The organism is Brevundimonas poindexterae (assembly GCF_020524625.1).
GTDB lineage: Bacteria > Pseudomonadota > Alphaproteobacteria > Caulobacterales > Caulobacteraceae > Brevundimonas > Brevundimonas poindexterae_A.
In genome coordinates this window covers 456,904-478,364 of record NZ_JAIVLL010000001.1, presented here as the reverse complement: position 1 = coordinate 478,364, position 21,461 = coordinate 456,904, and the positions used below count along the sequence as shown (strand labels likewise).

At 67.2% G+C, this 21,461-nt stretch carries 20 protein-coding genes; 16 read left to right on the top strand and 4 right to left on the bottom strand.

Annotated elements, in window-relative coordinates; all coding sequences use genetic code 11:
• Nucleotides 1–16: 16 nt before the first annotated feature.
• The 15 genes from tsf (at nucleotide 17) to LC068_RS02435 (ending at nucleotide 14,635) form a co-directional block, all read left to right on the top strand.
• Nucleotides 17–955, top strand: coding sequence for a translation elongation factor Ts (gene tsf / locus LC068_RS02505; RefSeq protein ID WP_226634266.1), 939 nt, complete (start codon nucleotides 17–19; stop codon nucleotides 953–955).
• A 132-nt stretch (nucleotides 956–1,087) separates the two neighbouring features.
• Entirely contained in the window at nucleotides 1,088–1,834 is a 747-nt protein-coding gene (gene pyrH, locus LC068_RS02500; RefSeq protein WP_226634265.1) for a UMP kinase, read from the top strand.
• Between the two features lie 26 nt (nucleotides 1,835–1,860).
• Nucleotides 1,861–2,418: a ribosome recycling factor gene (frr, locus tag LC068_RS02495; RefSeq protein WP_209120154.1), complete on the top strand. Its 558-nt coding sequence runs from the start codon at nucleotides 1,861–1,863 to the stop codon at nucleotides 2,416–2,418.
• An 83-nt stretch (nucleotides 2,419–2,501) separates the two neighbouring features.
• Nucleotides 2,502–3,197 carry a polyprenyl diphosphate synthase gene (gene uppS, locus LC068_RS02490; RefSeq protein ID WP_404825194.1) on the top strand — a complete coding sequence of 232 codons (696 nt, stop codon included), beginning with the start codon at nucleotides 2,502–2,504 and terminating at the stop codon, nucleotides 3,195–3,197.
• A complete protein-coding gene (locus tag LC068_RS02485; protein WP_226634263.1) occupies nucleotides 3,197–4,015 on the top strand; it encodes a phosphatidate cytidylyltransferase in 819 nt (272 codons plus the stop codon). The genes uppS and LC068_RS02485 overlap by 1 nt, the downstream gene beginning before the upstream one ends.
• The gene (gene dxr, locus LC068_RS02480; RefSeq protein ID WP_226634261.1) at nucleotides 4,012–5,208 is read left to right on the top strand and encodes a 1-deoxy-D-xylulose-5-phosphate reductoisomerase; all 1,197 of its coding nucleotides are present in this window, start codon (nucleotides 4,012–4,014) and stop codon (nucleotides 5,206–5,208) included. The genes LC068_RS02485 and dxr overlap by 4 nt, the downstream gene beginning before the upstream one ends.
• Nucleotides 5,209–5,246: 38 nt before the next feature.
• A complete protein-coding gene (gene rseP, locus LC068_RS02475; RefSeq protein WP_226634259.1) occupies nucleotides 5,247–6,461 on the top strand; it encodes an RIP metalloprotease RseP in 1,215 nt (404 codons plus the stop codon).
• A gap of 32 nt (nucleotides 6,462–6,493) precedes the next feature.
• The gene (gene bamA, locus LC068_RS02470; RefSeq protein ID WP_226634257.1) at nucleotides 6,494–8,902 is read left to right on the top strand and encodes an outer membrane protein assembly factor BamA; all 2,409 of its coding nucleotides are present in this window, start codon (nucleotides 6,494–6,496) and stop codon (nucleotides 8,900–8,902) included.
• Between the two features lie 37 nt (nucleotides 8,903–8,939).
• Nucleotides 8,940–9,527, top strand: coding sequence for an OmpH family outer membrane protein (locus LC068_RS02465; protein WP_226634255.1), 588 nt, complete (start codon nucleotides 8,940–8,942; stop codon nucleotides 9,525–9,527).
• A gap of 16 nt (nucleotides 9,528–9,543) precedes the next feature.
• Nucleotides 9,544–10,545, top strand: coding sequence for a UDP-3-O-(3-hydroxymyristoyl)glucosamine N-acyltransferase (lpxD, locus tag LC068_RS02460; protein ID WP_226634253.1), 1,002 nt, complete (start codon nucleotides 9,544–9,546; stop codon nucleotides 10,543–10,545).
• A gap of 12 nt (nucleotides 10,546–10,557) precedes the next feature.
• The gene (gene fabZ / locus LC068_RS02455; protein WP_226634250.1) at nucleotides 10,558–11,019 is read left to right on the top strand and encodes a 3-hydroxyacyl-ACP dehydratase FabZ; all 462 of its coding nucleotides are present in this window, start codon (nucleotides 10,558–10,560) and stop codon (nucleotides 11,017–11,019) included.
• The gene (gene lpxA, locus LC068_RS02450) at nucleotides 11,019–11,807 is read left to right on the top strand and encodes an acyl-ACP--UDP-N-acetylglucosamine O-acyltransferase (RefSeq protein WP_226634248.1); all 789 of its coding nucleotides are present in this window, start codon (nucleotides 11,019–11,021) and stop codon (nucleotides 11,805–11,807) included. Before fabZ ends, lpxA begins: the two co-directional genes overlap by 1 nt.
• Nucleotide 11,808: 1 nt before the next feature.
• Complete coding sequence (gene lpxI, locus LC068_RS02445; protein ID WP_226634245.1) at nucleotides 11,809–12,648, top strand: UDP-2,3-diacylglucosamine diphosphatase; 840 nt, start codon at nucleotides 11,809–11,811, stop codon at nucleotides 12,646–12,648.
• Nucleotides 12,645–13,811, top strand: coding sequence for a lipid-A-disaccharide synthase (gene lpxB, locus LC068_RS02440; protein ID WP_226634243.1), 1,167 nt, complete (start codon nucleotides 12,645–12,647; stop codon nucleotides 13,809–13,811). Before lpxI ends, lpxB begins: the two co-directional genes overlap by 4 nt.
• A gap of 197 nt (nucleotides 13,812–14,008) precedes the next feature.
• On the top strand, nucleotides 14,009–14,635 hold the full coding sequence (locus LC068_RS02435; RefSeq protein WP_226634241.1) for a hypothetical protein: 627 nt from the start codon (nucleotides 14,009–14,011) through the stop codon (nucleotides 14,633–14,635).
• Here LC068_RS02435 and LC068_RS02430 read toward each other — a convergent pair.
• On the bottom strand, nucleotides 14,632–15,723 hold the full coding sequence (locus tag LC068_RS02430) for a winged helix-turn-helix domain-containing protein (protein WP_226634239.1): 1,092 nt from the start codon (nucleotides 15,721–15,723) through the stop codon (nucleotides 14,632–14,634). The genes LC068_RS02435 and LC068_RS02430 overlap by 4 nt on opposite strands.
• A gap of 115 nt (nucleotides 15,724–15,838) precedes the next feature.
• Between LC068_RS02430 and LC068_RS02425 the strand changes: the two genes are divergently transcribed.
• On the top strand, nucleotides 15,839–16,117 hold the full coding sequence (locus LC068_RS02425; RefSeq protein ID WP_209120578.1) for a hypothetical protein: 279 nt from the start codon (nucleotides 15,839–15,841) through the stop codon (nucleotides 16,115–16,117).
• Here the strand turns inward: LC068_RS02425 and LC068_RS02420 are convergent.
• The 3 genes from LC068_RS02420 to gltX form a co-directional block, all read right to left on the bottom strand.
• Entirely contained in the window at nucleotides 16,107–18,515 is a 2,409-nt protein-coding gene (locus LC068_RS02420; protein ID WP_226634237.1) for a DUF305 domain-containing protein, read from the bottom strand. The genes LC068_RS02425 and LC068_RS02420 overlap by 11 nt on opposite strands.
• A gap of 160 nt (nucleotides 18,516–18,675) precedes the next feature.
• The gene (gene gltA, locus LC068_RS02415) at nucleotides 18,676–19,977 is read right to left on the bottom strand and encodes a citrate synthase (protein ID WP_226634235.1); all 1,302 of its coding nucleotides are present in this window, start codon (nucleotides 19,975–19,977) and stop codon (nucleotides 18,676–18,678) included.
• An 86-nt stretch (nucleotides 19,978–20,063) separates the two neighbouring features.
• Nucleotides 20,064–21,458 carry a glutamate--tRNA ligase gene (gene gltX / locus LC068_RS02410; protein ID WP_226634233.1) on the bottom strand — a complete coding sequence of 465 codons (1,395 nt, stop codon included), beginning with the start codon at nucleotides 21,456–21,458 and terminating at the stop codon, nucleotides 20,064–20,066.
• Nucleotides 21,459–21,461: the final 3 nt, after the last annotated feature.

Sequence of the window (21,461 nt, the reverse complement as noted above, 5' to 3'; positions counted from 1 at the left end):
TATCAGGAGACTGAACATGGCCGAGATCACCGCCGCCCTCGTCAAGGAACTGCGCGAGCGTTCGGGCGTGGGCATGATGGACTGCAAGAAGGCCCTGCAGGAAACCAACGGCGACATCACCGCCGCCATCGACTGGCTGCGCGCCAAGGGCCTGTCCAAGGCCGCCAAGAAGGCTGACCGCGTCGCCGCCGAAGGTCTGGTTGCCGTCGCCACCCGTGAAGACGGTAAGGGCGAAATCGGTGCTGCCATCGAATTCAACGCCGAAACCGACTTCGTGGCGCGCAACGACCTGTTCCAGGAAGCAGCCAAGTCGTTCGCCCAGCTGGGTCTGGAGCACCACAGCGTCGAGGCCATCCACGGCGCCCAGCTCGAGAACGGCACCACCGTCCAGGACGAGGTGACCCGCCTGATCGCCACCATCGGCGAGAACATGCAGCTGCGTCGCGCCGCGCGCCTGTCGGTCGAGGAAGGCGTCGTCGCCTCCTACGTCCACAACGCCGTGTCGCCGGGCGTCGGCCGCATCGGTGTGCTGGTCGCGCTGGAAGGCGCGGGTGACAAGGCTGCCCTGCGAGAGCTGGGCCGCAAGATCGCCATGCACGTCGCCGCCACGGCGCCGCTGTCGCTCAACACCGACGATCTGGACCCCGCCGCCATCGAGAAGGAACGCGCTGTCCTGACCGAGAAGGCGAAGGAAGAAGGTCGCCCCGAGAACATGATCGACAAGATCGTCTCGGGCCAGATCGCCAAGTTCCAGAAGGACGTGGTGCTGTCCAAGCAGCCGTTCGTCATGAACCCCGACGTCACTGTCGAGCAACTGGTCGCCGACATGGCCAAGGAACTCGGCTCGTCGAACCTGAAGCTGGCCGGCTTTGTCCGTCTGGCGCTGGGTGAGGGCGTCGAAAAGGTCGAAGGCCCGGACTTCGCCGCCGAAGTGGCGTCGATGACCGCCGGCTAAGGCCCGATTGGTCGAATACCGTTCCGATCTGTGATCGGAGCGTTGCATACGGGGGCGCGTTGGGCTTTGAAGGCCCACGCGCCCCTTGTTTATGGCCGCCGGTTCGCGCGGCTTCCTGTTGACGGATAGATCATGCCCTCACCCTCGTCCGGATATCGATACAAGCGCGTCCTGCTGAAGGTGTCGGGCGAGGTCCTGATGGGGGACCAGGGATTCGGCATCGATATCGGCACGGTTGATTCGGTGGCCGAGGCCGTTGCCCGAGTCGCGCGGCAGGGCGTCGAAATCTGTCTGGTGATCGGCGGCGGCAACATCTTCCGCGGCGTGTCCAAGGCGGCGGCCGGCATGGAGCGCGCCACAGCCGACTATATGGGCATGCTGGCGACCGTCATGAATGCCCTGGCCATGCAGGGGGCGCTTGAGAAGATCGGCGTCCAGACCCGGGTGCAAAGCGCCCTGACCATGAATGCCGTGGCCGAGCCCTACATCCGCCGCCGCGCCCTGCGTCACCTCGAAAAGGGCCGGGTGGTGATCTTTGCCGCCGGCGTGGGCGCGCCCTTCTTCACCACCGATTCGGGGGCGGCGCTGCGCGCGGCCGAAATGGGTTGCGATGCCCTTCTGAAGGGTACCAGTGTGGACGGCGTCTACAGCGCCGATCCCAAGAAGGACGCCTCGGCCACCCGCTATGACACCCTGACCTATCACGACGTGCTGGCGCGCGACCTGCGGGTCATGGACGCCTCGGCTGTGGCGCTGATGCGCGACAGCGGCATCCCCATCGTCGTCTTCTCGATCCGCGAGGACGATTCGCTCGACAAGGTGCTTCGCGGCGAGGGTGCCTTCACCGTCATCCAGTCGGGCGCTAGAAGCGACCGCTGAACGAACAGACCTGCAACGAGGACAAAATGGCCAAACCCGATCTGAAATCCTACCGCGATCGCATGGACAAGGCTGTGGCCGCGCTGAAGGACGAGTTCGCCGGTCTGCGCACCGGCCGGGCCAACGCGGGCCTGCTCGATCCGGTTCAGGTCGAAGCCTATGGCTCGACTTCGCCCCTGAATGCCGTCGCGGCCATCAGCGTACCCGAGCCGCGGATGATCACCGTCAGTGTCTGGGACAAGGGCATGGTGGTGTCGGTCGAGAAGGCGATTCGCTCGGCCGGGCTCGGCCTCAACCCCGTCGTCGATGGCCAGACCCTGCGCATCCCGATCCCGCCGCTTACCGAGGAGCGCCGTCGCGACCTGGTCAAGCTGGCCGGCAAATACGCCGAGCAGCAGAAGATCGCTGTGCGCAACGTGCGCCGCGACGCCAACGACGACCTCAAGAAGGCGGAGAAGGCCAGCGACATCAGTCAGGATGAGCAGAAGAAGATGGAGGCCGAGGTCCAGAAGGACACCGACGCGGCCATCAAGCGCATCGACGAGATGATGAAGGTCAAGGAAGCCGAGATCATGCAGGTGTGACGACCTCGGGGCCCCCTCACGCGTCAGAGTCCTCCTCCGCCCGGGCCGACACGGTCACGGGACCGGACCACGTCGCCCTGATCATGGACGGCAACGGACGCTGGGCGGCGGCGCGGGGTCTGCCCCGGGCGATGGGCCACCGCGAGGGTGTGCAGGCCCTCAAACGCACCGTGCGGGCGGCGGCCGACCTCGGCATCCAGTGCCTGACGGTGTTCGGCTTTTCGACCGAGAACTGGAAGCGCTCGGCCGAGGAGGTCTCCGACCTGATGGGGCTGGTGCGCGCCTATGTCGGCAGCGATCTCGACCGGCTGAAGCGGGAAGGGGTGCGCATCCATATCCTCGGCCGCCGTGAGGGTTTGCCCGACGATATCGCCGCCATTGTCGATCGTGCCGAGCGTGAGACCGCGCATAACGACCGCTTCCTGCTGCAGGTGGCGTTCAACTATGGCGGCCGCGCCGACATCGTGGACGCCATGAACCGCCTTGCGCGCCGCGCGGCGGAAAGTGGAGAGGCGAACCCCGCCTTCACCGAGGCTGACATCGACGGGGCCCTGTCGACCCATAGGGGCCCGCCGGTCGACCTGATCATCCGCACCTCGGGCGAGCAGCGGCTGTCCAACTTCCTGCTTTGGGAAGCCGCCTATGCCGAGATGGTGTTCCAGGACATCCTCTGGCCGGACTATGGCCCCGAAGCCCTGAACGCGGCGGTCGGCGAATATCATCGTCGGGACCGACGCTTCGGTGGACGCGCGCCCGAGCCCTCGGCGGTGGCGTCCTGATGGCCATTCCGTTCGGCAATCTGGGCATGCGGGTGGTGTCGGCGCTGGTGCTGGCGCCTCTGGCCGTGCTGGCGATCTGGGCCGGCAATCTGTGGTTCCTCGCCATCATGCTGGCGGCCTGTGTGTTGCTGGCCCGCGAGTGGGCCGAGATGAGCGTCCCCGGGCGCCCCACGCCAATCTTCTGGGCGGTGGCCCTGTCGCTGGTCGCTGTCACCGCCATTGCCGACACGGGGGCCATGTCGCCCGCCCTGGTCACCCTGGTGCTGGCCGCCGCTGCCGCCGGCCTGTTTGCCAGACGGATCGGGCAGGAGGGTCTGGATGCGGCCTATGGCGTCCTCTACCTCGGCTGGCCCGCGATCTTGCTAATCTGGCTGCGCGACGGCCAGTCGATGGTGGGGCTTAGCTGGACCATTCTGGTCTTCGTGGTCGCCTGGTCATCGGACGTGGCGGCCTTCATGGTCGGCAGCCTGCTGAAGGGGCCCAAGCTGTGGCCCCGATATTCCCCGAACAAGACCTGGTCCGGCTTCGTGGGCGGCCTTGTCGCCGGCGCCGCGGCCGGGGGGCTGATCGCCTGGGTCCTGCCGCTGGATGTGCCGCACCCCTTCTGGGGTCTGGTTTTGGGCCTCGCCGCTGCCCTTGCGACCATGGCCGGAGACCTCTGGGAATCGGCCATCAAGCGCCGGTTCGGCGTCAAGGACGCCGGGGGCCTGATTCCGGGGCACGGGGGTCTGCTGGATCGCGTCGACGGCCTTATGTTCGCCGCCGTGGTCATGGCGGCCGGCCGCCTGATTTTCATCCTGATGGACGCCACGGCGTGAGCCCCCGCCGCATCACGGTTCTGGGCGCGACCGGCTCGGTCGGCAGTTCCACGCTCGCCCTGATGGACGAGGCCGAGCGCGCGGGCACCGAGCGCTTCCATGTCGTGGCCCTGACGGGCGGGCGCAACATTGCCCGGCTGGCCGAGGCAGCGCGCCGCTGGCGGCCCGAGATCGTCGTCACCGCCCACGAGGACCTGCGTCCGCAGCTTGAGCAGGCGCTTGCCGGGACCGGGATCGGGGTCAGCGCCGGGGCCGACGCCCTGGTCGAGGCTGCTTTGCGCCCGGCCGACTGGATCATGGCGGCCATCGTCGGCGCGGCCGGCCTTCGCTCGGCCTGGGCGGCGGCAGGGACCGGGGCGGTGCTCGGCCTGGCCAACAAGGAAAGTCTGGTGTGCTGCGGTCCGGCCCTCATGGCCCGGGCGCTGGCGGCCGGAGGGCGGGTGTTGCCGGTCGATTCCGAGCACTCGGCCATCTATCAGGTGTTCCCCCACGACCGGCCGCAGGATGTCCAACGCCTGGTCCTGACTGCCTCGGGGGGGCCCTTCCGCCAAACGCCGCGTAGCCAGCTGGCCCAGGTCACGCCCGAGCGCGCCGTGGCCCACCCCAACTGGAGCATGGGCGCCAAGATTTCCGTCGACAGCGCCACCTTGGCCAACAAGGGGCTCGAGATGATCGAGGCCGCCTATTTGTTTGCCATGCCCGAGGCGAAAATCGACGTGGTGGTTCACCCGGAGTCGATCATCCACAGCCTTGTGGAATGTGTGGATGGGTCCACGCTTGCCCAGATGGGCCCGCCCGACATGCGCACACCGATCGCCTATGCCCTGGCCTGGCCCCGGCGCATGGCGTGGCAAGCGCCGCCCCTGGATCTGGTCGCGCTGGGCAGCCTGACCTTCGAGGCCCCGGACACCCAGCGTTTCCCCGCTCTGGACCTGGCCCGGCAGGCTCTGAAAGCCGGCGGCAATGCCCCGGCGGTCTTCAATGCCGCCAATGAGGTCGCGGCCCTGGCCTTCCTTGACCGCCGTCTGGCCTTTCTCAATATTGCCGCAGTCATAGCCGACACGCTTGAAGCGGCGTCGGCCTCTGGCCTTGCCGACGCGACCGGGGATGCCTGCGAGGTGGCCCTGGCTGTGGACCAACAGGCCCGGCGTCTGGCCCGGACCTGTCTGGACCGACGAGGACAGGCGGCGTGATCCGATTCCGGATCGACCAGGGGGAGTAGGGCGACCGAATGTTGGAGTTTCTGGCGCAGGTGCCGCTCTATGTCCTGCCGTTTCTGCTGGTCCTGACCGTTGTGGTCACGATCCACGAACTGGGCCATTTCCTTGTTGCGCGGGCCTTTGGCGTCAAGATCGACCGGTTTGCCATCGGCTTTGGTCGCGCGCTTCTCAGCCGTACCGACAAACACGGTACCGAATGGCGCCTCGGCTGGATCCCGGCGGGGGGCTACGTCAAATTCTCGGGTGATCTCGACCCCTCCAGCGTTCCGGACGAGGCCGGTCTGGCCGAACTTAAGGGCCGCATCGTCGCCGAGCAGGGTCCGGCCGCGCTCCGCGACTACTATCATTTCAAACCCGTGTGGCAGCGCGCCCTTGTCGTGGCCGCCGGGCCGCTGGCCAATTTCGTGCTGGCCATCTTCATCTTCACCCTGCTGTTCTCGCTGATCGGCGTGCAGATCCTGCCCGCGCGGGTGGCCCAGGTCAGTGAGGGCAGCCCCGCGGCGGCGGCCGGCTTCCGCGAAGGGGACCTGATCACCGGCATCAACGGGCGTCGCGTGGATGACTCGCGCGATGTGACCCGGATCGTGTCGCTGAGTAGCGGCGACCAGCTGCGCTTTCTCGTCGAGCGCGACGGGGCCGAAGTGACGCTGACGGCCACGCCGGAGCGCGAGGTCGTGGTCGACCCTGTCGGGGGCCGCATCTCGGTCGGACGCATTGGCCTTGGCCTGTTGCCCGCCGTGGATGAAGTGCGGCACGTGCGTTATGGCCCGCTGGCAGCGGTGGGCGAGGGGGTCTCCCAGACGGCGGACGTCTTGGGCACCAGCCTGCGCTACATCGGCCGAATCTTCACCGGTCGCGAGAGCGGTGACCAGCTGAGCGGGCCGATCGGCATCGCCAAGGCATCGGGGGCCCTGACTTCTGCGGCGGTCGAGGCCAATCCGGACCCCGGCGCCACCGTTTTCAACCTGGTTCTGACCATGGCCAGCTTTGCTGCCATACTTTCGATCGGAATTGGCTTTCTAAACCTGTTGCCCATCCCGATCCTGGATGGGGGTCACCTGGTTTTTTATGGCTATGAAGCTGTTGCCAAGAAGCCTGTCGCGGCACGTTATCAGGAGGCCGGATTCAGGGTCGGTCTTGCTTTGCTGGCCTGTTTGATGTTGTTCGCCACCTGGAACGATCTACAAAAGCTGAATCTGTTCAAATTCCTCGGCGGGCTCGCTTGATGAGCCGGCGCCAGCCCCCGATGGGACCCGTGATGCACCACACTTCCTCTTCCCGCTCCTTTGCCTTTGCCGGTCGTGCAAGCGCCGTGGCGCTCGTGCTCGCCGCCGGTCTGGCCGGGCCGGCCCTGGCCCAGGAAGCGCCGCCGCCGACCCCGGACGTCCAGCAGACCGCCCAGGATCCGGTGCGCGACGACCGGGTGATGGTGACCGCAATCGAGGTGCGCGGCAGCAATCTGCGGATCGAGGACGCGACCGTCCTGTCCTATCTGCCCATCCGTCCCGGCGACATGGTCGACCCGGTCGTGCTGGACGTGGCCGTGCGGACCCTGTCGCGCACCGGCCTGTTCGCCGACGTGCAGATGGGCGTCCAGAACGGCGTGCTGATCGTCGAGGTCGTCGAGAACCCGATCATCAACCAGGTGATCTTCGAGGGGAACGGCGCGCTGGGCGACGACAAGCTCAGCGAGGAAGTCACCATTCGCCCGCGCGGCATCTACACCCGCGCCCGCGTCCAGGAAGATGTCGGCAAGATCGTCGAGCTGTACCGCCTGTCCGGCCGCATCTCGGCCAGCGTGACGCCCAAGATTGTTCAGCTGGAACAGAACCGCGTCGACGTCATCTTCGAGATCGACGAGGGCCCGGAAACCGGCCTGCAGGCCATCACCTTTATCGGCAACCAGGCCTTCTCCGACGGTGAACTTCGCGAGGTCATGGTTTCGAAGCAGTCGCGTTGGTGGCGCCTGTTCACCAGCAACGACAACTACGATCCCAACCGGCTGGACTACGACCGCGAGCAGCTGCGCGAGTTCTATACCAACCGCGGCTACTATGATTTCCGCGTCGTCTCGGCGGTGGCCGAACTGGTGCCGGACGGCAGCGCCTTCGCGATCACCCTGACGGTGGACGAGGGAGACCGCTACAACTTCGGCACTGTCGAGGTGGTCACCGAGAACGACCGCCTGAACGCCGACTTCCTCAAGCTGATCATCCCGATTCAGGAAGGGGACCTCTACGAGAGCTCCAAGATCGAGCAGGCGGTCGATACCCTGACCTATGCCGCCGGTTCGGCCGGCTATGCCTTCGTCGAGATCACACCCAGCTATCGCCCGAATCCCGAGACCGACACGGTCGACGTGACCTTCAACGTCCGCGAGGGCCAGCGCGTTTACGTCGAGCGCATCAATGTGGTCGGCAACACCCGCACCATCGACCCGGTCATCCGCCGTGAACTGGCGCTGACCGAGGGCGACGCCTTCAACCGCACCCTCGTCGAGCGCTCGCGCAACAACCTGCGCGGCCTGGGCTTCTTCAAGGAAGTGACCGTCGAGGAGGTCCGCGGTTCGGCGCCGGACCGTTCGATCGTCAACGTCACCGTTGAGGAGCAGCCGACCGGTGAGCTGTCGGTGGGGGCCGGCTTCAGCTCGGTCGACTCCTTCGTGGTCAACCTCGGCATTTCGGAGCGCAACTTCCGCGGCCGCGGCCAGTCGGTCGTCGCCCGCGTCGAGTGGGGTTCGCTGCGCCAGAACCTGGATTTCCGCTTCACGGAGCCGAAGTTCATGGGCCGCGACCTGCGCGCCGGTTTCGACCTGTTCCACTCGCGCTATGACCTGAGCGAGTTCTCGTCCTACGACTATCGCTCGACCGGCGCGGGCCTGCGCCTGTCCTATCCGCTGAACGGCTACACCCTGCTCAGCACCCGCTACTTCCTGAAGGCGGACGAGGTGATCGTCCCGAACAGCTTCTGTGGTGGTTCAGGCCAAGGCTCATCCGCCCTCTGTGATCAGGTCGGTTCCTTCGTGAACTCCTCGGCGGGCTACACCATCCTGGTTGACCGCCGGAACGACCCCGTGCGGCCGACGCGCGGCTGGGTCGGCACACTGCGTCAGGACCTCGCGGGTCTGGGCGGCGACGTGAACTATCTCCGTACCGAAGCCGAAGCCTCGGCCTATTGGGGCGTCCGTCCGGAGTGGGTGGTCACCGCCCAGTTCCAGACCGGCTATGTCTCCGGTTGGGGTGGCGATCCGGTCCGGATCAACGACCGCTTCTTCAAGGGCGGCAACAGCTTCCGCGGCTTCGAGACCGCCGGTCTTGGCCCGCGCGACACGCTGACCACCGACGCGCTCGGCGGCAATTTCTATGTGATCGGCACGCTGGAGATGACCGTCCCCAACGGCCTGCCCGAGGAATACGGCATCCGCACCTCGGTCTTCACCGATGTGGGTACCGTTGGCGTGCTGGACGACCGCTATCTGTTCGATCCGGTCACCGGCCTGCGGAATACCCGCATCGTTGACGATCTGGCCATTCGCGGGTCTGCCGGCATCAGCATCCACTGGCGTGCGCCGGTGGGGCCGATCCGGTTCGACATCTCCAAGATCTTCGCCCACGAGGACTACGACAAGACCGAGAGCTTCCGCTTCTCGACTTCCACCCAGTTCTAGAAGGCGTCACTTCCGACGCCGCTGAATGAGTAAAACCATGAAACTGTTCGCAATCGCCGCCGTCGCCCTGGCTACCCTGACGGCCACGCCGGTTCTGGCCCAGGCCGCTGGCCCGCAGAACCCCGGTCCGGTGATCCCCGGCCTGTGCGTCTACAACAACGCCCGCCTGATGGCCCAGTCCACGGTTGGCCAGTCGGTGCAACAGGGCATGCGCCGCCTGACCGACGAGGTCATCAACGAACTGGCCCCCTATGGTCAGGCTATCAGCACCGAGATCCAGGCGCTGCAACAGGGCCGCGGCTCCATTCCGCAGGAAGAGTTCGCCCAGCGCAGCCAGGCCGTCCAGCAGCGCATGGCCGAGGCCGAGCAACTGGAACAGACCCGCGGTCAGGAGCTGGAATACACCCTGTCGCAGCAACGCGTGGCGATCGCCCGCGCCATCGACCCCATTCTGGTGGCGGTCTACCAGGAGCGTGGCTGTGGCATCCTGCTGAGCGGCGAGGCCGTCTATCAGGCCAATCCGCAGATGGACATCACCGACATGGTGATCCAGCGCCTGAACGCGCAGCTGCCGTCGCTGTCCTTCAACCGGATGCCGGTGCCGGTCCAGCAGCCCCAGCAATAATAGCCGAAGGGCAGGGATGCCGGACGCCCGCTTCTTTCAGACCCTCCCGGAGCGGACGGTCGACGATCTGGCCGCCGCCATCGGTGACCGGGTCGTGCGGGGCGGCGATGTCCGTATCGCCGGCGTCGCACCGCTCAACCGGGCGGGCGCGTCCGAGCTGAGCTTCCTGTCCGACCGTCGACACAAGACGGCCCTGGCCGAGACCCGCGCCGGGGCCGTTGTGCTGTCCGAAGCCCTCGTGGATGAAGCGCCCCCGGGCGCCGCCGTCATCGTCTCGTCCGAGGTCCAGGCGGCCTGGGCCCGGGCAGCGGACCTGCTGCACCGGCCCCATGCGCTGGACCCGCTAGCGGGCCCTCCGGCCTGGCTGGAAGACGACAGTATCGTCATTGAACCCGGCGTCGTGCTCGGCCCGGGCGTCAGCATCGGTCGCGGCACCCGGATCGGGGCCAACACCGTGGTCGGGGCCGGGGTGCAGATCGGCCGCAACTGCCAGATCGGACCTCTGGTCAGCCTGTCCCATGCCCTGATCGGCGACCGCGTGCGCATTCTGGCCGGCGCGCGGATCGGCGAGGCCGGTTTCGGGGCCGCCCCCTCACGCTCTGGCCCGGTCGACATCCCCCAACTGGGACGGGTCATTCTGCAGGACGGCGTGACCGTCGGCGCCAACAGCTGCATCGATCGCGGCGCCTTCGACGACACCGTGATCGGTGAGAATTCCAAGATCGATAATCTGGTCCAGATCGCCCACAACGTCACCATCGGCCGCAATGGCCTGCTGGCGGCGCACACCGGAATATCGGGCTCGGTGAAGGTCGGCGACAACGTCATGTTCGGCGGGCGAGCGGGGATCGGAGACCACATCACGATCGGGGAGGGGGCCCGGGTGGCCGGCGGCGCCGGGGTGCTGGCCGACATCCCGCCGGGCGAGACCTGGTCCGGTTATCCCGCCAAACCCCTGCGTCAATCCTTGCGTGAAGCCGTCTGGTTGGCCAAACAGGTCAGCAAGACCAAGGGCTGATACGAGGATTCCATGGCCGAGGACCGGATCGACTATGCCGAGGTGATGCGGCGGCTACCCCATCGCTACCCCTTCCTGCTGGTCGATCGCGCCGAGGACTTCGTGGCCGGCACGTCCATCACCGGCATCAAGAACGTCACCCACAACGAGCCCTTCTTCCCCGGGCACTTCCCCATCGACCCGGTGATGCCGGGCGTACTGATCGTCGAGGCCATGGCCCAGACCGGCGCGCTGCTGATGTCCAAGTCGCTGGACGTTTCGGTCGAGGGCAAGGTCATCCTGTTCATGTCGATCGACGGCGTGCGCTTCCGCAAGCCCGCCCGCCCGGGCGATCAGCTGCACATGAAGGTGGTGGTCACCAAACAGCGGGGCGACATCTTCAAGTTCCGGGGCGAGACCTTCATCGACGGCAAGCTGGCGGCCGAGGCCGACTTTGCCGCCATGGCTTCCACCGTCGACCAGCCAATCCGCTGATGTCCATCCACGCCACAGCCTTGGTCGACGCCGACGCCGTGATCGCGGACGACGTCGAGATCGGCCCCTGGTGCACCGTCGGTCCCGGCGTCACGCTGGAGGCCGGGGTGCGCCTGGTCAGCCATGTGGTGATCCCGCGCGATACGACCGTCGGAACCGGTACGGTCATCCACCCCTTCGCCGTGATCGGCGGCGACCCGCAGCACAACGGCTACAAGGGCGAGCGGGTTACCCTGAAAATCGGCGCGCGCAACACCATCCGCGAGCATTCCACTTTCAACCGCGGCACGCCCCAGGGCAGCGGCGAAACGGTCATCGGCTCGGACAATCTGTTCATGACCGGGGCCCACGTCGGCCATGACTGTATCGTCGGCAGCAACATCACCTTCGCCAACAATGCCACCCTCGGCGGCCACGCCGAGATCGGCGACCGGGTTTTCCTGGGCGGTCTGTCGGCCGTGCACCAGTTCGGCCGGGTGGGGCAGGGCGCCATCGTCGGTGGCCTCGCCGCCGTTACGCGCGATGTCATTCCCTATGGCTCGGCTTGGGGCAATCATGCGCGCCTGCGTGGCCTCAATCTGATCGGGCTGAAGCGCAAGGGTTATGACAAGGCCGCCGTCCGGCGCCTGCTGGCGGCCTATCGCGACCTGTTCGAGTGCAAGGACCAGCCCTTCGCCCAGCGCATCGACGCGGCCGCAGAGACCTATGCCGACCTGCCGGAGATCGTCGAGATCATCGCCTTCATCCGGCGCGATACGCGGCGGCCCCTCTGCCTGCCCGAGGACTGAGGTGGCACAGCGAGGCAAGCTGGGCCTGATCGCCGGGGGCGGGGCCCTGCCGCTGGCGGTCGCGGCGCGCTGCGAGGTTGAGGGTCGAGCGGTGCATGTCATCCGCCTGGCCGGTTTCGCCGATGCCCATCTGGCCCGCTATCCCGGCATCGAGGCCGGCATGGCCGAGATCGGTCGCATCCTGTCCGAAATGAAGGGTGCCGGCTGTCAGGCGGTCTGTCTGGCCGGCACGGTCAACCGGCCCGACTTCAAGACCCTGCGCCCCGACTTCAAGGGCGCGACCCTCCTGCCCGGCATCGTTGCGGCGGCCACCAGGGGCGACGACGCCCTGCTGCGCAAGATACTGTCGATCTTTGAGGCCGAGGGATTCGCCGTCGAGGGGGCGGACGACATTCTGGGCGGTGAGACCCTGACGGCCGGTGCGCTTGGGCGCATCCAGCCGACCGACGACCAGCTTTCCGATCTCAGGAAGGCTTTGCATGTGGCGGAAAAATCTGGCGAACTGGACATTGGCCAGGGCGCGGTCGTCTGCGACGGACTGGTGCTCGCCGTGGAGGCCCAGGAGGGCACCGACGCCATGCTGCGGCGGGTCGCAGGCCTTCCGGCCGACCTCCGGGGCAATCCGTCCCTACCGAAGGGCGCGCTCGGCAAGGCGCCCAAGCCCATCCAGGACCTGCGGGTCGACATGCCGGTCATGGGCGCCCGCACCCTCGAACTCGCGGCCGAGGCGGGGCTGGCCGGGGTCGGGGGGCAGGCCGGACGTCTGATCCTGATTGATCGCGCCGCCATGATCGAGACGGCCGACCGGCTGGGCCTGTTCATCTGGGGGGAAGGGCAGTGAACCGCCCGCTCAAGGTCATGCTGGTGGCCGCCGAGGCTTCGGGCGATGCGCTGGGGGCGGGTCTGGCCAAGGCCCTGAAGCGACGGCTGGGCAATGAGCTGACCCTCGTCGGTGTGGGCGGCCCCCGGATGGCGGCCGAGGGCATCGTCAGCCCGTTCGACATCGCCGACCTGTCGATCCACGGCTGGCTTGAGGGCCTCAAGGCCTACGGGCTGGTCAAGCAGCGGGTGGCCGATACGGCGGCGCTGGCGGACCGCGAGCGGCCTGACGCCGTGATCCTGATCGACAGCTGGGGCTTCACCATCCGGGTGGCCAAGGCGGTGCGCGCGCTGATGCCGGATGTGCCCCTGATCAAATATGTCGGGCCGCAGGTCTGGGCCTCGCGCCCCGGCAGGGCCAAGACGCTGGCCGCCGCGGTCGACCACCTGCTGGCGCTCTATGCCTTCGATGCGCCGTGGTTCGAGCGCGAGGGCCTGCCCACCACCGTGGTCGGCTCACAGGCCCTGCACGTCGATATGTCGGGTGCCGACCCGGCCGCCTTCCGGGCCGCGCGCGGCATTGCGCCCGACGCGCCCCTGCTGCTGGTCCTGCCCGGCAGCCGTCCTTCGGAAATCCGCCTGATGACGCCGGTCTATGCCGAGACCATCGGGCGGCTGAAGGCGCTCCACCCCGATCTGGAGATCGCCGCCGTGGTGGCCGGCACCGTGGCCGCCGACGTCCGTGAGCGCCTGAACGCCATGCCCGACAAGGTGCATCTGGTCGAGGAAGACGACAAATACGCGGCCATGAAGGCGGCGAGCGTCGCGCTGGCGACCAGCGGCACCGTCTCGACCGAGCTGGCGCTGGCCGGGGCGCCCATGATCATCGCCTACCGCTTCCAGCCGCTCAGCTACGCGATCATGCGGCCCTTCTTCACCGGCAAGTATGCGACCCTGTTCAACCACGCCGCCGACGAGGAAATCGCCCCGGAGTACATCCAGAACGACGCCACCTCCGACAAGCTGGTCGCGGCGGTCGAGCGTTTGCTGGAGGACCCCGAGGCCCGTGCCGAACAGGCCCGCCGCCAGACCGCCGCCCTCGACCTCATGGGCCGCGAGGGCCGTGACCCGTCTGAAATCGCCGCCGACGCGGTGCTGGATGTGATTGAGGGGCGAGGGCGATGACCGATAGAAGGCCCGGATTCCGATGGCGCCTGTTCTGCGGGCTGGGTCTCGCTGCATCTCTCGCTACTTTGGGTTTTTGGGGTTCTACGTCCTGCTTCGTCCGCGCCATGCCGCTTGCCGGTTCAGTTCAGAAGTTGGTCGGGCATCAACGGTCAGTCGAGGCGGACTTTCGTGACAGCGCTCGTCGAGCATACAAGATGGTGCTTATGGAGTCGTGCCAGCGGAACCCGGCGTTTGCTCGCTCCAGAGTTCTCGCTCCTGAGATCGCCCTGCTCGACCAACTCGAGGCCGAGTTGGAGGAATCAAACGCAGGATATCAGCTTGAAATTGCGCGAAGGGACATAGAGGCGTCAGGAGCCGGCTGCTGGTCGGATAGCGATCCACGCTTCGCGCAGAGACATGTCGAGATGGCGAGGGAGGACTTCGGCCGGGCCTACAGGCGCCTCGTCTCGCTGGCGCCGCAACTTGCGGGACCCTGGCCCCACGATCCTCTTCCACCAGAAATCAGCGCCTCCTTCCGCAAGGCTGTCAGTGCGCTTCCCCTTACCGGGGAGGTCATGTGCCGTATCTCGGAGTACCGGGATGATCGTTGGATCATGGGGCCAGCATGGCAGGCAGTGTCGGCCTTCAGGGAGAGCCTGAAGGGCACGGCCTACGCGCCTCATTATGATATGGCGCGAGAAGATGCCGTGTTCATTGAGTCTATCACCGTCGTCGAATGTGCCGCTCCAAGCAGAGACGCTCCAGAAGAGGTTCGAGACGCTGTGGAACGGCATGCGGCGTCAACGATAGCGAACATCCGCCGGGACTTCGACATCCGCTAACCCTCGCCCCGCATGGCGCGGCGGGACAGGATCATGGCGCCGACGACGCAGGGGCCGAACAACAGGCCCTCGAGGCCGCCGGTGACGCTCTGGGCGATCGGGCCAAAGCCGGCCTCGCCGAACCAACTTCCGATCATGCCCAATTGCAGCTGGGACTCAGGGAAGGTCTTCGCCAGCAGGTCCAGACTGCCGCCCATCAAACGGCCGCCGAACAGCGGAATGGCCATGCCGGCCACGGCTGCCGTGACACCGGCCGTGATCATGCAGCGCCGCAGGGGCACCGGCTGACGCCCCCGCGCCCCAAGCCACAGGCCGAGCCCGATGGCGCCGCCCAGGATGAAGCCCTCCATTCCTCCGGTGATGTCCCCCGGTGAGCGCCCTACCAGCAGGTTGAAGGCGTCGATGCCCAGCAGCTTGACCGCTCCGCCCACCACCATGCCGCCCAGCGCGCCGCCGAAGATGATCCAGGGGCTGGGCTCACGCCGTCCGAGGCCGGTGGCGGCCATGCCGAGGCCCACTGCCGCCCCGCCCATAAGGGCCACGATCGTGGTCAGCCACACCAGAACCAGCAGGATGGAGCCCGATCCCATGCCGGGCTGCAGGGGGTGGGCAACCGCGATCAGGCCATAGATCAGCCCGCCGATCACCCCCGCCAGTCCGCCCCCCAGCACACCGGCCCCGCCCAGCAACAGGGTGCGCTTCGCATCCCAGGCATCGTCGGCGGGGCCAGGCGCCACCTGAACGACAGGCGGGCCGTTCGATGCGGGCTCGGCCGCCGCGACAGGGACGATGAATCGATAGCCGTGCTTGGGGACGGTCTCGATATAGGTCGGCCGCCCGGCCGTATCGCCGAGCTGCTTCCTCAAGGTGCGGATGCACTGCGTCAGCGCCTCGTCGGTGACCGGAATGCCGCGCCACACCTGGTCGAAAAACTGGTCCTTGGTCACCAGCTGCCCCGGCCGCTCGACCATCAGGATCAGGGCGTCGAGATAACGGGCGCTGATCTCGACCGGGGCGCCGTCCTGCATCAGCCGACGATTCACGGGGTCGAGGGTAAAGGCACCGAAGCGAAGGCCGTCCGTCGTCAATTTCAGCAAACCCTCAGCCGTCGCTCATGCCGCTCAGGGGCAGACGCCTCATCCTGCCAGCGTCCACCAACGCGGGAGCAAAGGCAATGGAGCAAAACAGGGTAGCGGAGGCATCATGGTCGATCTGATCCTGCCGGGGCAGGGGGCCGGCCTCGTCCGTCTGCTGGGCCAGCGTCGGGGCCGGGCGACCCGGCTGAAGCTGCGCGGCGGGCGCGAGGTCGTGGCCCACAACTGCGCCTGGGGCATGGGCTATTCCGCCGAGTGGGAGCATCTGACGGTCAACCTGTCGCCGCGCGTGCCGACGGCGCCCGTCGCCGCCCTGTCCTCGGCCGAGGTGCTCACGGCCGAGGATCCGGATACAGGCGCGCTGCTGTATCGCCGCCTCAGCGGATGAGGGTGGCGATTCCGGTCAGGGTGTCGCGCAGGCCCGCACGGCGCTTGGCGGCCTGATCGGTTCCCGACGGGTCGATCTCACCGGCCAGCGCCAGCAGGTCGCGGGCGAGCGCAGGGTCCTTGCGGTTGCCCTCCACCAGCGGTTCGGCCCGGTCCAGCGCGGCCGTCACCCGTGCGGCCAGACCGACATCCAGTCCGCCATCGCGCGCGAACTGGTCCAGATAGGCGCGACCGACGACGGGGTGGGCCGGCCAGCTGACCGGGTACTGCTGCTGCGGATTGACCGTTCCGCCTTCGTCGGCGAGGGCGGCGGCAGCGATCTCATTGGCCGTCAGATGCTCGCTGGGCGTCAGGGTGAAGACATCGAGGCCACGCCCGATCTCCGAGCCATAGACCCGGCCATTGTACCAGTAGACCGACCAGTAGCCGCCCGAACCCTGGCGTTCGGCATTCACCGGGCCGCGATCGAAATAGGCGATCTCGAACGGCGCCGAGGAGTTGGTGAAGTCACTGATCGAAAGCCCGCCCTGGTACCAGGCCTGGACGAACAGGTCGCGTCCCGGCACCGGGATCAGCGAGCCGTTGTGGGCGACGCAGTTCTCGAGCTCGGTCTGGGCGGCCGGCAGCTTGTAGTAGCTGCGGAACTCCAGCTGGCCGTCGACAATGTCATAGATGGCGTTGGCACCCCAGGTCATGGGGTCCTGCACCCGGCAGCGCGGCCGTCCGCCGCCGCCCCATTCATCGGTGAACAGCACCTTGGTCGCGTCATTGTTGAAGGTCGCGGAGTGCCAGTAGGCGAAGCCCTCGTCGACCACGGCGTCGATACGCTTCGGCGCGCGCGGATCGGACACGTCGAACAGCACGCCGTTACCGGCGCAGGCGCCCGCGGCAATGCTCCGCGTCGGGAAGATGGTGATGTCGTGACAGTGGTCGGTCTGGCGGGTGGTCTGGGTGCCGGGACCGTGGTCGCCCCCGCGCCACAGGCCGGCGATCTCGCCGGTCTCGGCATCCGCAAAGACGGCGGGGCTGTCGATGATGCGCGACTGCGACGGATCGGCCAGCGGGATCTCGATCACGTCCACCCGGAACAGGGCGGTGCGCTCATCGCCCGGCGTGCCGACCACGCAGCCGGCCAGCTCGGCCTCGTCGCGGACGCTGGCGGTGCCCGAATTGTAGACGATCAGCCGCCGCTCGTCGGACGCCACGACGGTGTGGGTGTGCGAGCCGCGGCAGGTCTGGACCTGTCCGACCTGGATCGGGCGCAGCGGATCGGTGATGTCGAAAATCCGCAGGCCCCGGAAGCGGTCGGGGCTGGCGCCGGGGCCGACACCCTCGCGGCCGCAATCGACGCGGCCGTTGGTCGACTCCACCGACATCAGCATCAGATTGCCATAGAGCGACACATCGCCCTGTCCGCCGGGGCAGACGATCGAGCTGATCAGCTGCGGCTCGGGCGCATCCGTCAGGCGATACAGATTGATGCCGTGATAGTTGCCGACCGCCAGCAGGTCGCCCTGGAAGGCCATGTCGGTGTTGGAGAAGCTGAGGAAGGGCGAGCGACGGCCCGTCTCATCGCCCACCTGCGGCGGCAGCCCGGCAGGGTTGGTGGGGTCGAAGAAGCCGGTCGGCTTGGGCAGGCTGGCGATCAGCTGCATGTTGCTGGCCGCCTGTTCGGCGTCGCGGAAGCCAGCGCGCAGATTGGTCCGCGGGTCGGGCGAGGCCGCCCGCAGCAGCCCCGTCATCCGGTTGATCTCGGCCTGTTGCTCATTGGTCAGGTCATTGATGAAGCGGAACAGGATCGGGTCATAGGCGGAGCCCGGGCGCGACAGCAGGGTCGACACCATGGTCAGCGCGCCCTCGTGGTGCGGGATCATCAGCTCAAGGAACAGGCGGTCGAACTCGGGCCCGGTGGCAGCGGCCAGGCGCGCCATCTGCTCGGGCGAGGCCATGCCCGGCATGCCGGCGTGACTGGCGTGGGCGGAGTGATCCATGCCGCCATGCGCCGAATGGTTCATGGCCCCGGTCATCGGGGCCGTCTCGCCACGTTCGGTCAGCCAGCCGCGCATGAAGGCCATCTCGTCTTCCTGCGAGGCCAGCACGCGGGCCGCCAGATCGCGGATGGCCGGGGTGTTGGTCCGCTCGGGCGCCAGCATCGCCATCTCGACCGCCTGTCCGTGGTGGACGATCATGCCCTGCATGAAGGCGACGTCGTCGGCCGAATAGCGGTTGTCGGCGATCCGCGCCGCTTCGCGGCCCTCCAGCGCGCGGCTGGCCTCGCCGGGGGCGCCCGGCTGGATCAGCGGCGCTTCCTGGGCAAGGGCGCCGGTGGCGAACAGGACGACGCCCATGGCGGCCGATGCCCCCAGGAATTTGCGGATCGAAGAGCCGGAATTCTGCAAGGGAAGCCTCCAGGAATGTGACAATCCCTTACGGCTAGCACGGGGTGCCCCCCAACCAAAGCACCGGAACTGCGTCAGGGTGTCCGCCAACGAAAAGGGGCGCAGCCTGCGCCGCGCCCCTTCAAGGTCATGATCTGTCCGGGTCTGGCCCGGTTCGGGATCAGCCCCGTTGTTCGATCGGGGTGTAGTCGCGGGCGGTGGGGCCCGTATACAGCTGGCGCGGACGGCCGATCTTCTGCGACGGGTCCTCCATCATCTCCTGCCACTGGGCGATCCAGCCCACGGTGCGCGCGAGAGCGAACAGCACGGTGAACATGGTGGTCGGGAAGCCCATGGCCGACAGGGTGATGCCCGAATAGAAGTCGACATTCGGGAACAGCTTGCGCTCGATGAAATACTCGTCGTTCAGCGCGACCTTCTCCAGCTCCATGGCGACCTGCAGCAGCGGATCGTTGGGGTCGCCGACGGCCTTCAGCACCTCGTGGGCGCTCTCCTGCATGACCTTCGCGCGCGGATCGTAGTTCTTGTACACGCGGTGGCCGAAGCCCATCAGTTTGTACTTCTTGTCCTTCACGCCCTGGATGAACTCCGGAATCTTGTCCGGGGTGCCGATCTCTTTCAGCATGTTCAGCGCCTCCTCGTTCGCGCCGCCGTGCGACGGGCCCCACAGGCAGGCGATGCCCGCGGCGATACAGGCGAACGGATTGGCGCCCGACGAGCCGGCCAGACGGACCGTCGAGGTCGAGGCGTTCTGCTCGTGGTCGGCGTGCAGGATGAAGATGCGGTCCATGGCCTTGGCCAGCACCGGATTGACCTCATAGTCCTCGGCCGGGACGGCGAAGCACATCCGCAGGAAGTTCTCCGAATAGCTGAGGTCGTTGCGCGGCGAGACGAACGGCTGGCCGACCGAGTATTTGTACGCGCGGGCCGCGATGGTCGGCATCTTGGCGATCAGGCGGATGGCCGAGATGTTGCGCTGGACCGGATCATGGATGTCGAGGCTGTCGTGGTAGAAGGCCGAAAGGGCGCCGACCGTGCCGACCATGATGGCCATGGGGTGGGCGTCGCGACGGAAGCCCTCGAAGAAGCGATCGAACTGCGAGTGCAGCATGGTGTGCATGGTCACGCTGTTCTCGAAGGCCGCATATTGCTCGGCCGTCGGCAGCTCGCCGCGCAGCAGCAGGTGGCAGACCTCGACGAAGTTCGACTTGGAGGCCAGCTGATCGATCGGATAGCCGCGGTGCAGCAGCACGCCTTTGTCGCCGTCGATGAAGGTCAGGGCACTTTCGCAGGCCGCCGTCGAGGTGAAGCCCGGGTCATAGGTGAAGGCGTCGGTGGCACCGTACAGTTTACGGATGTCGATGACGTCCGGGCCGGTCGAGCCGGACAGCACCGGCAGGTCTACGCTCTTGTCGCCATAGGTAAGGGTGGCGGTGCCGGTCGGGGAGGTGGTGTTGGTCATCTGCGTCCCTGTGTGCATGCCGACCGGGTGCCCCCGACCGGGGCGAACCGCTTAGGAGTCGCGATCCGCAAATGAGTTATGGCCGTTCACTTAGTATGTTGCAGCGCATCATCCAAGCGACCGAGGGCGTCTTCCCGCGATATTGAGGCCAGTGTGCGTGCGATATCGGGAGAGGCAGCCCCTCCCGTCAAGGCCGCGCGCAGGGCCGGACCGATCTTGCCAAAGCCCACCCCTTCGCTCTCGGCAAAGGTTTTCAGCGTGGAATCAAGGGCGTCCACCGACCAGTCGGCCTGATCGGCCAGAACAGGCCGAAGGCGCGAAAGCCGCGCGATCGCGTCCTCGGTCAACTGACCACGCGCCTTGTCGGAGATCACGATCGGGCGATCCATCAGGGCAAAGCCCGCCTGGTCGCGCAGCTCGATGAGGGTCGTGGCGCGATCGCGGATGTGGGGCAGGGCGCGGGCCAGACGGGGCTTTTCCGCCTCGTCCCGCGCGACCAGATCGACCAGCCGCGACACCTCCGCCTGACGGATCCAGTGGGCGTTCACATGGGCCAGCTTGGCGAAGTCCAGCCGGGCCGGGGCCTTGTTGATCCCCGAAAGGCCAAACCACGCGATCGCCTGCGCGTCGTCAAACAGCTCGTCGTCGCCATGGGCCCAGCCGAGGCGGGCCAGATAGTTGCGCATGGCCTCGGGCAGGAAGCCCATGTCGGCATATTCGTGGACGGCCTGGGCGCCGTGGCGCTTGGACAGTTTGGCGCCGTCCGGGCCGTGGATCAGCGGGATGTGCGCGAACACCGGGCGGGTCCAGCCCAGAGCGTCATAGATCAGGGCCTGCCGGGCGGCATTGTTCAGATGGTCGTCGCCACGGATGACGTGGGTCACGCCCATGTCGTGGTCGTCGGCCACAACCGCCAGATTGTATGTCGGATTTCCGTCCGAGCGCAGCAGCACCAGGTCATCCAGATCCTCGGCGCGCCAGCGAACCGTGCCCTGGACGGCGTCGGCGATCTCGACGCTCTGCTCCATCGGGCGGCGGAAGCGCACGACATGGGGCTGCTTCGGATCGCCCTCGGACGGGTCACGGTCACGCCACGGCGAGACGAAGGCGCGCTTTTCGGCCTTGGCCTCGTCGCGCAGCCGGCCGGTCTCTTCGGTAGACGTCCAGTCGCGATAGGCATAGCCGGTCTCGACCAGAGCCTCGACAACCTCGCGGTGGCGGTCGGCGCGAGCGTGCTGGAAGACGGGCGGGGCGTCGCTCTTCAGTCCCAGCCAGTCCAGACCGTCGAAAATCGCCTTCACCGCCGCCTCGGTCGAGCGCTCGCGATCGGTGTCCTCGACGCGGATCAGAAACCGCCCGCCGTGGTGCCGGGCAAAAAGCCAGTTGAAAAGCGCTGTTCTTGCACCCCCAATGTGGAGGTATCCCGTGGGAGAGGGAGCAAAGCGCGTGACGACGTCAGTGGGGGCGTGGGAATCGGTCAAGGG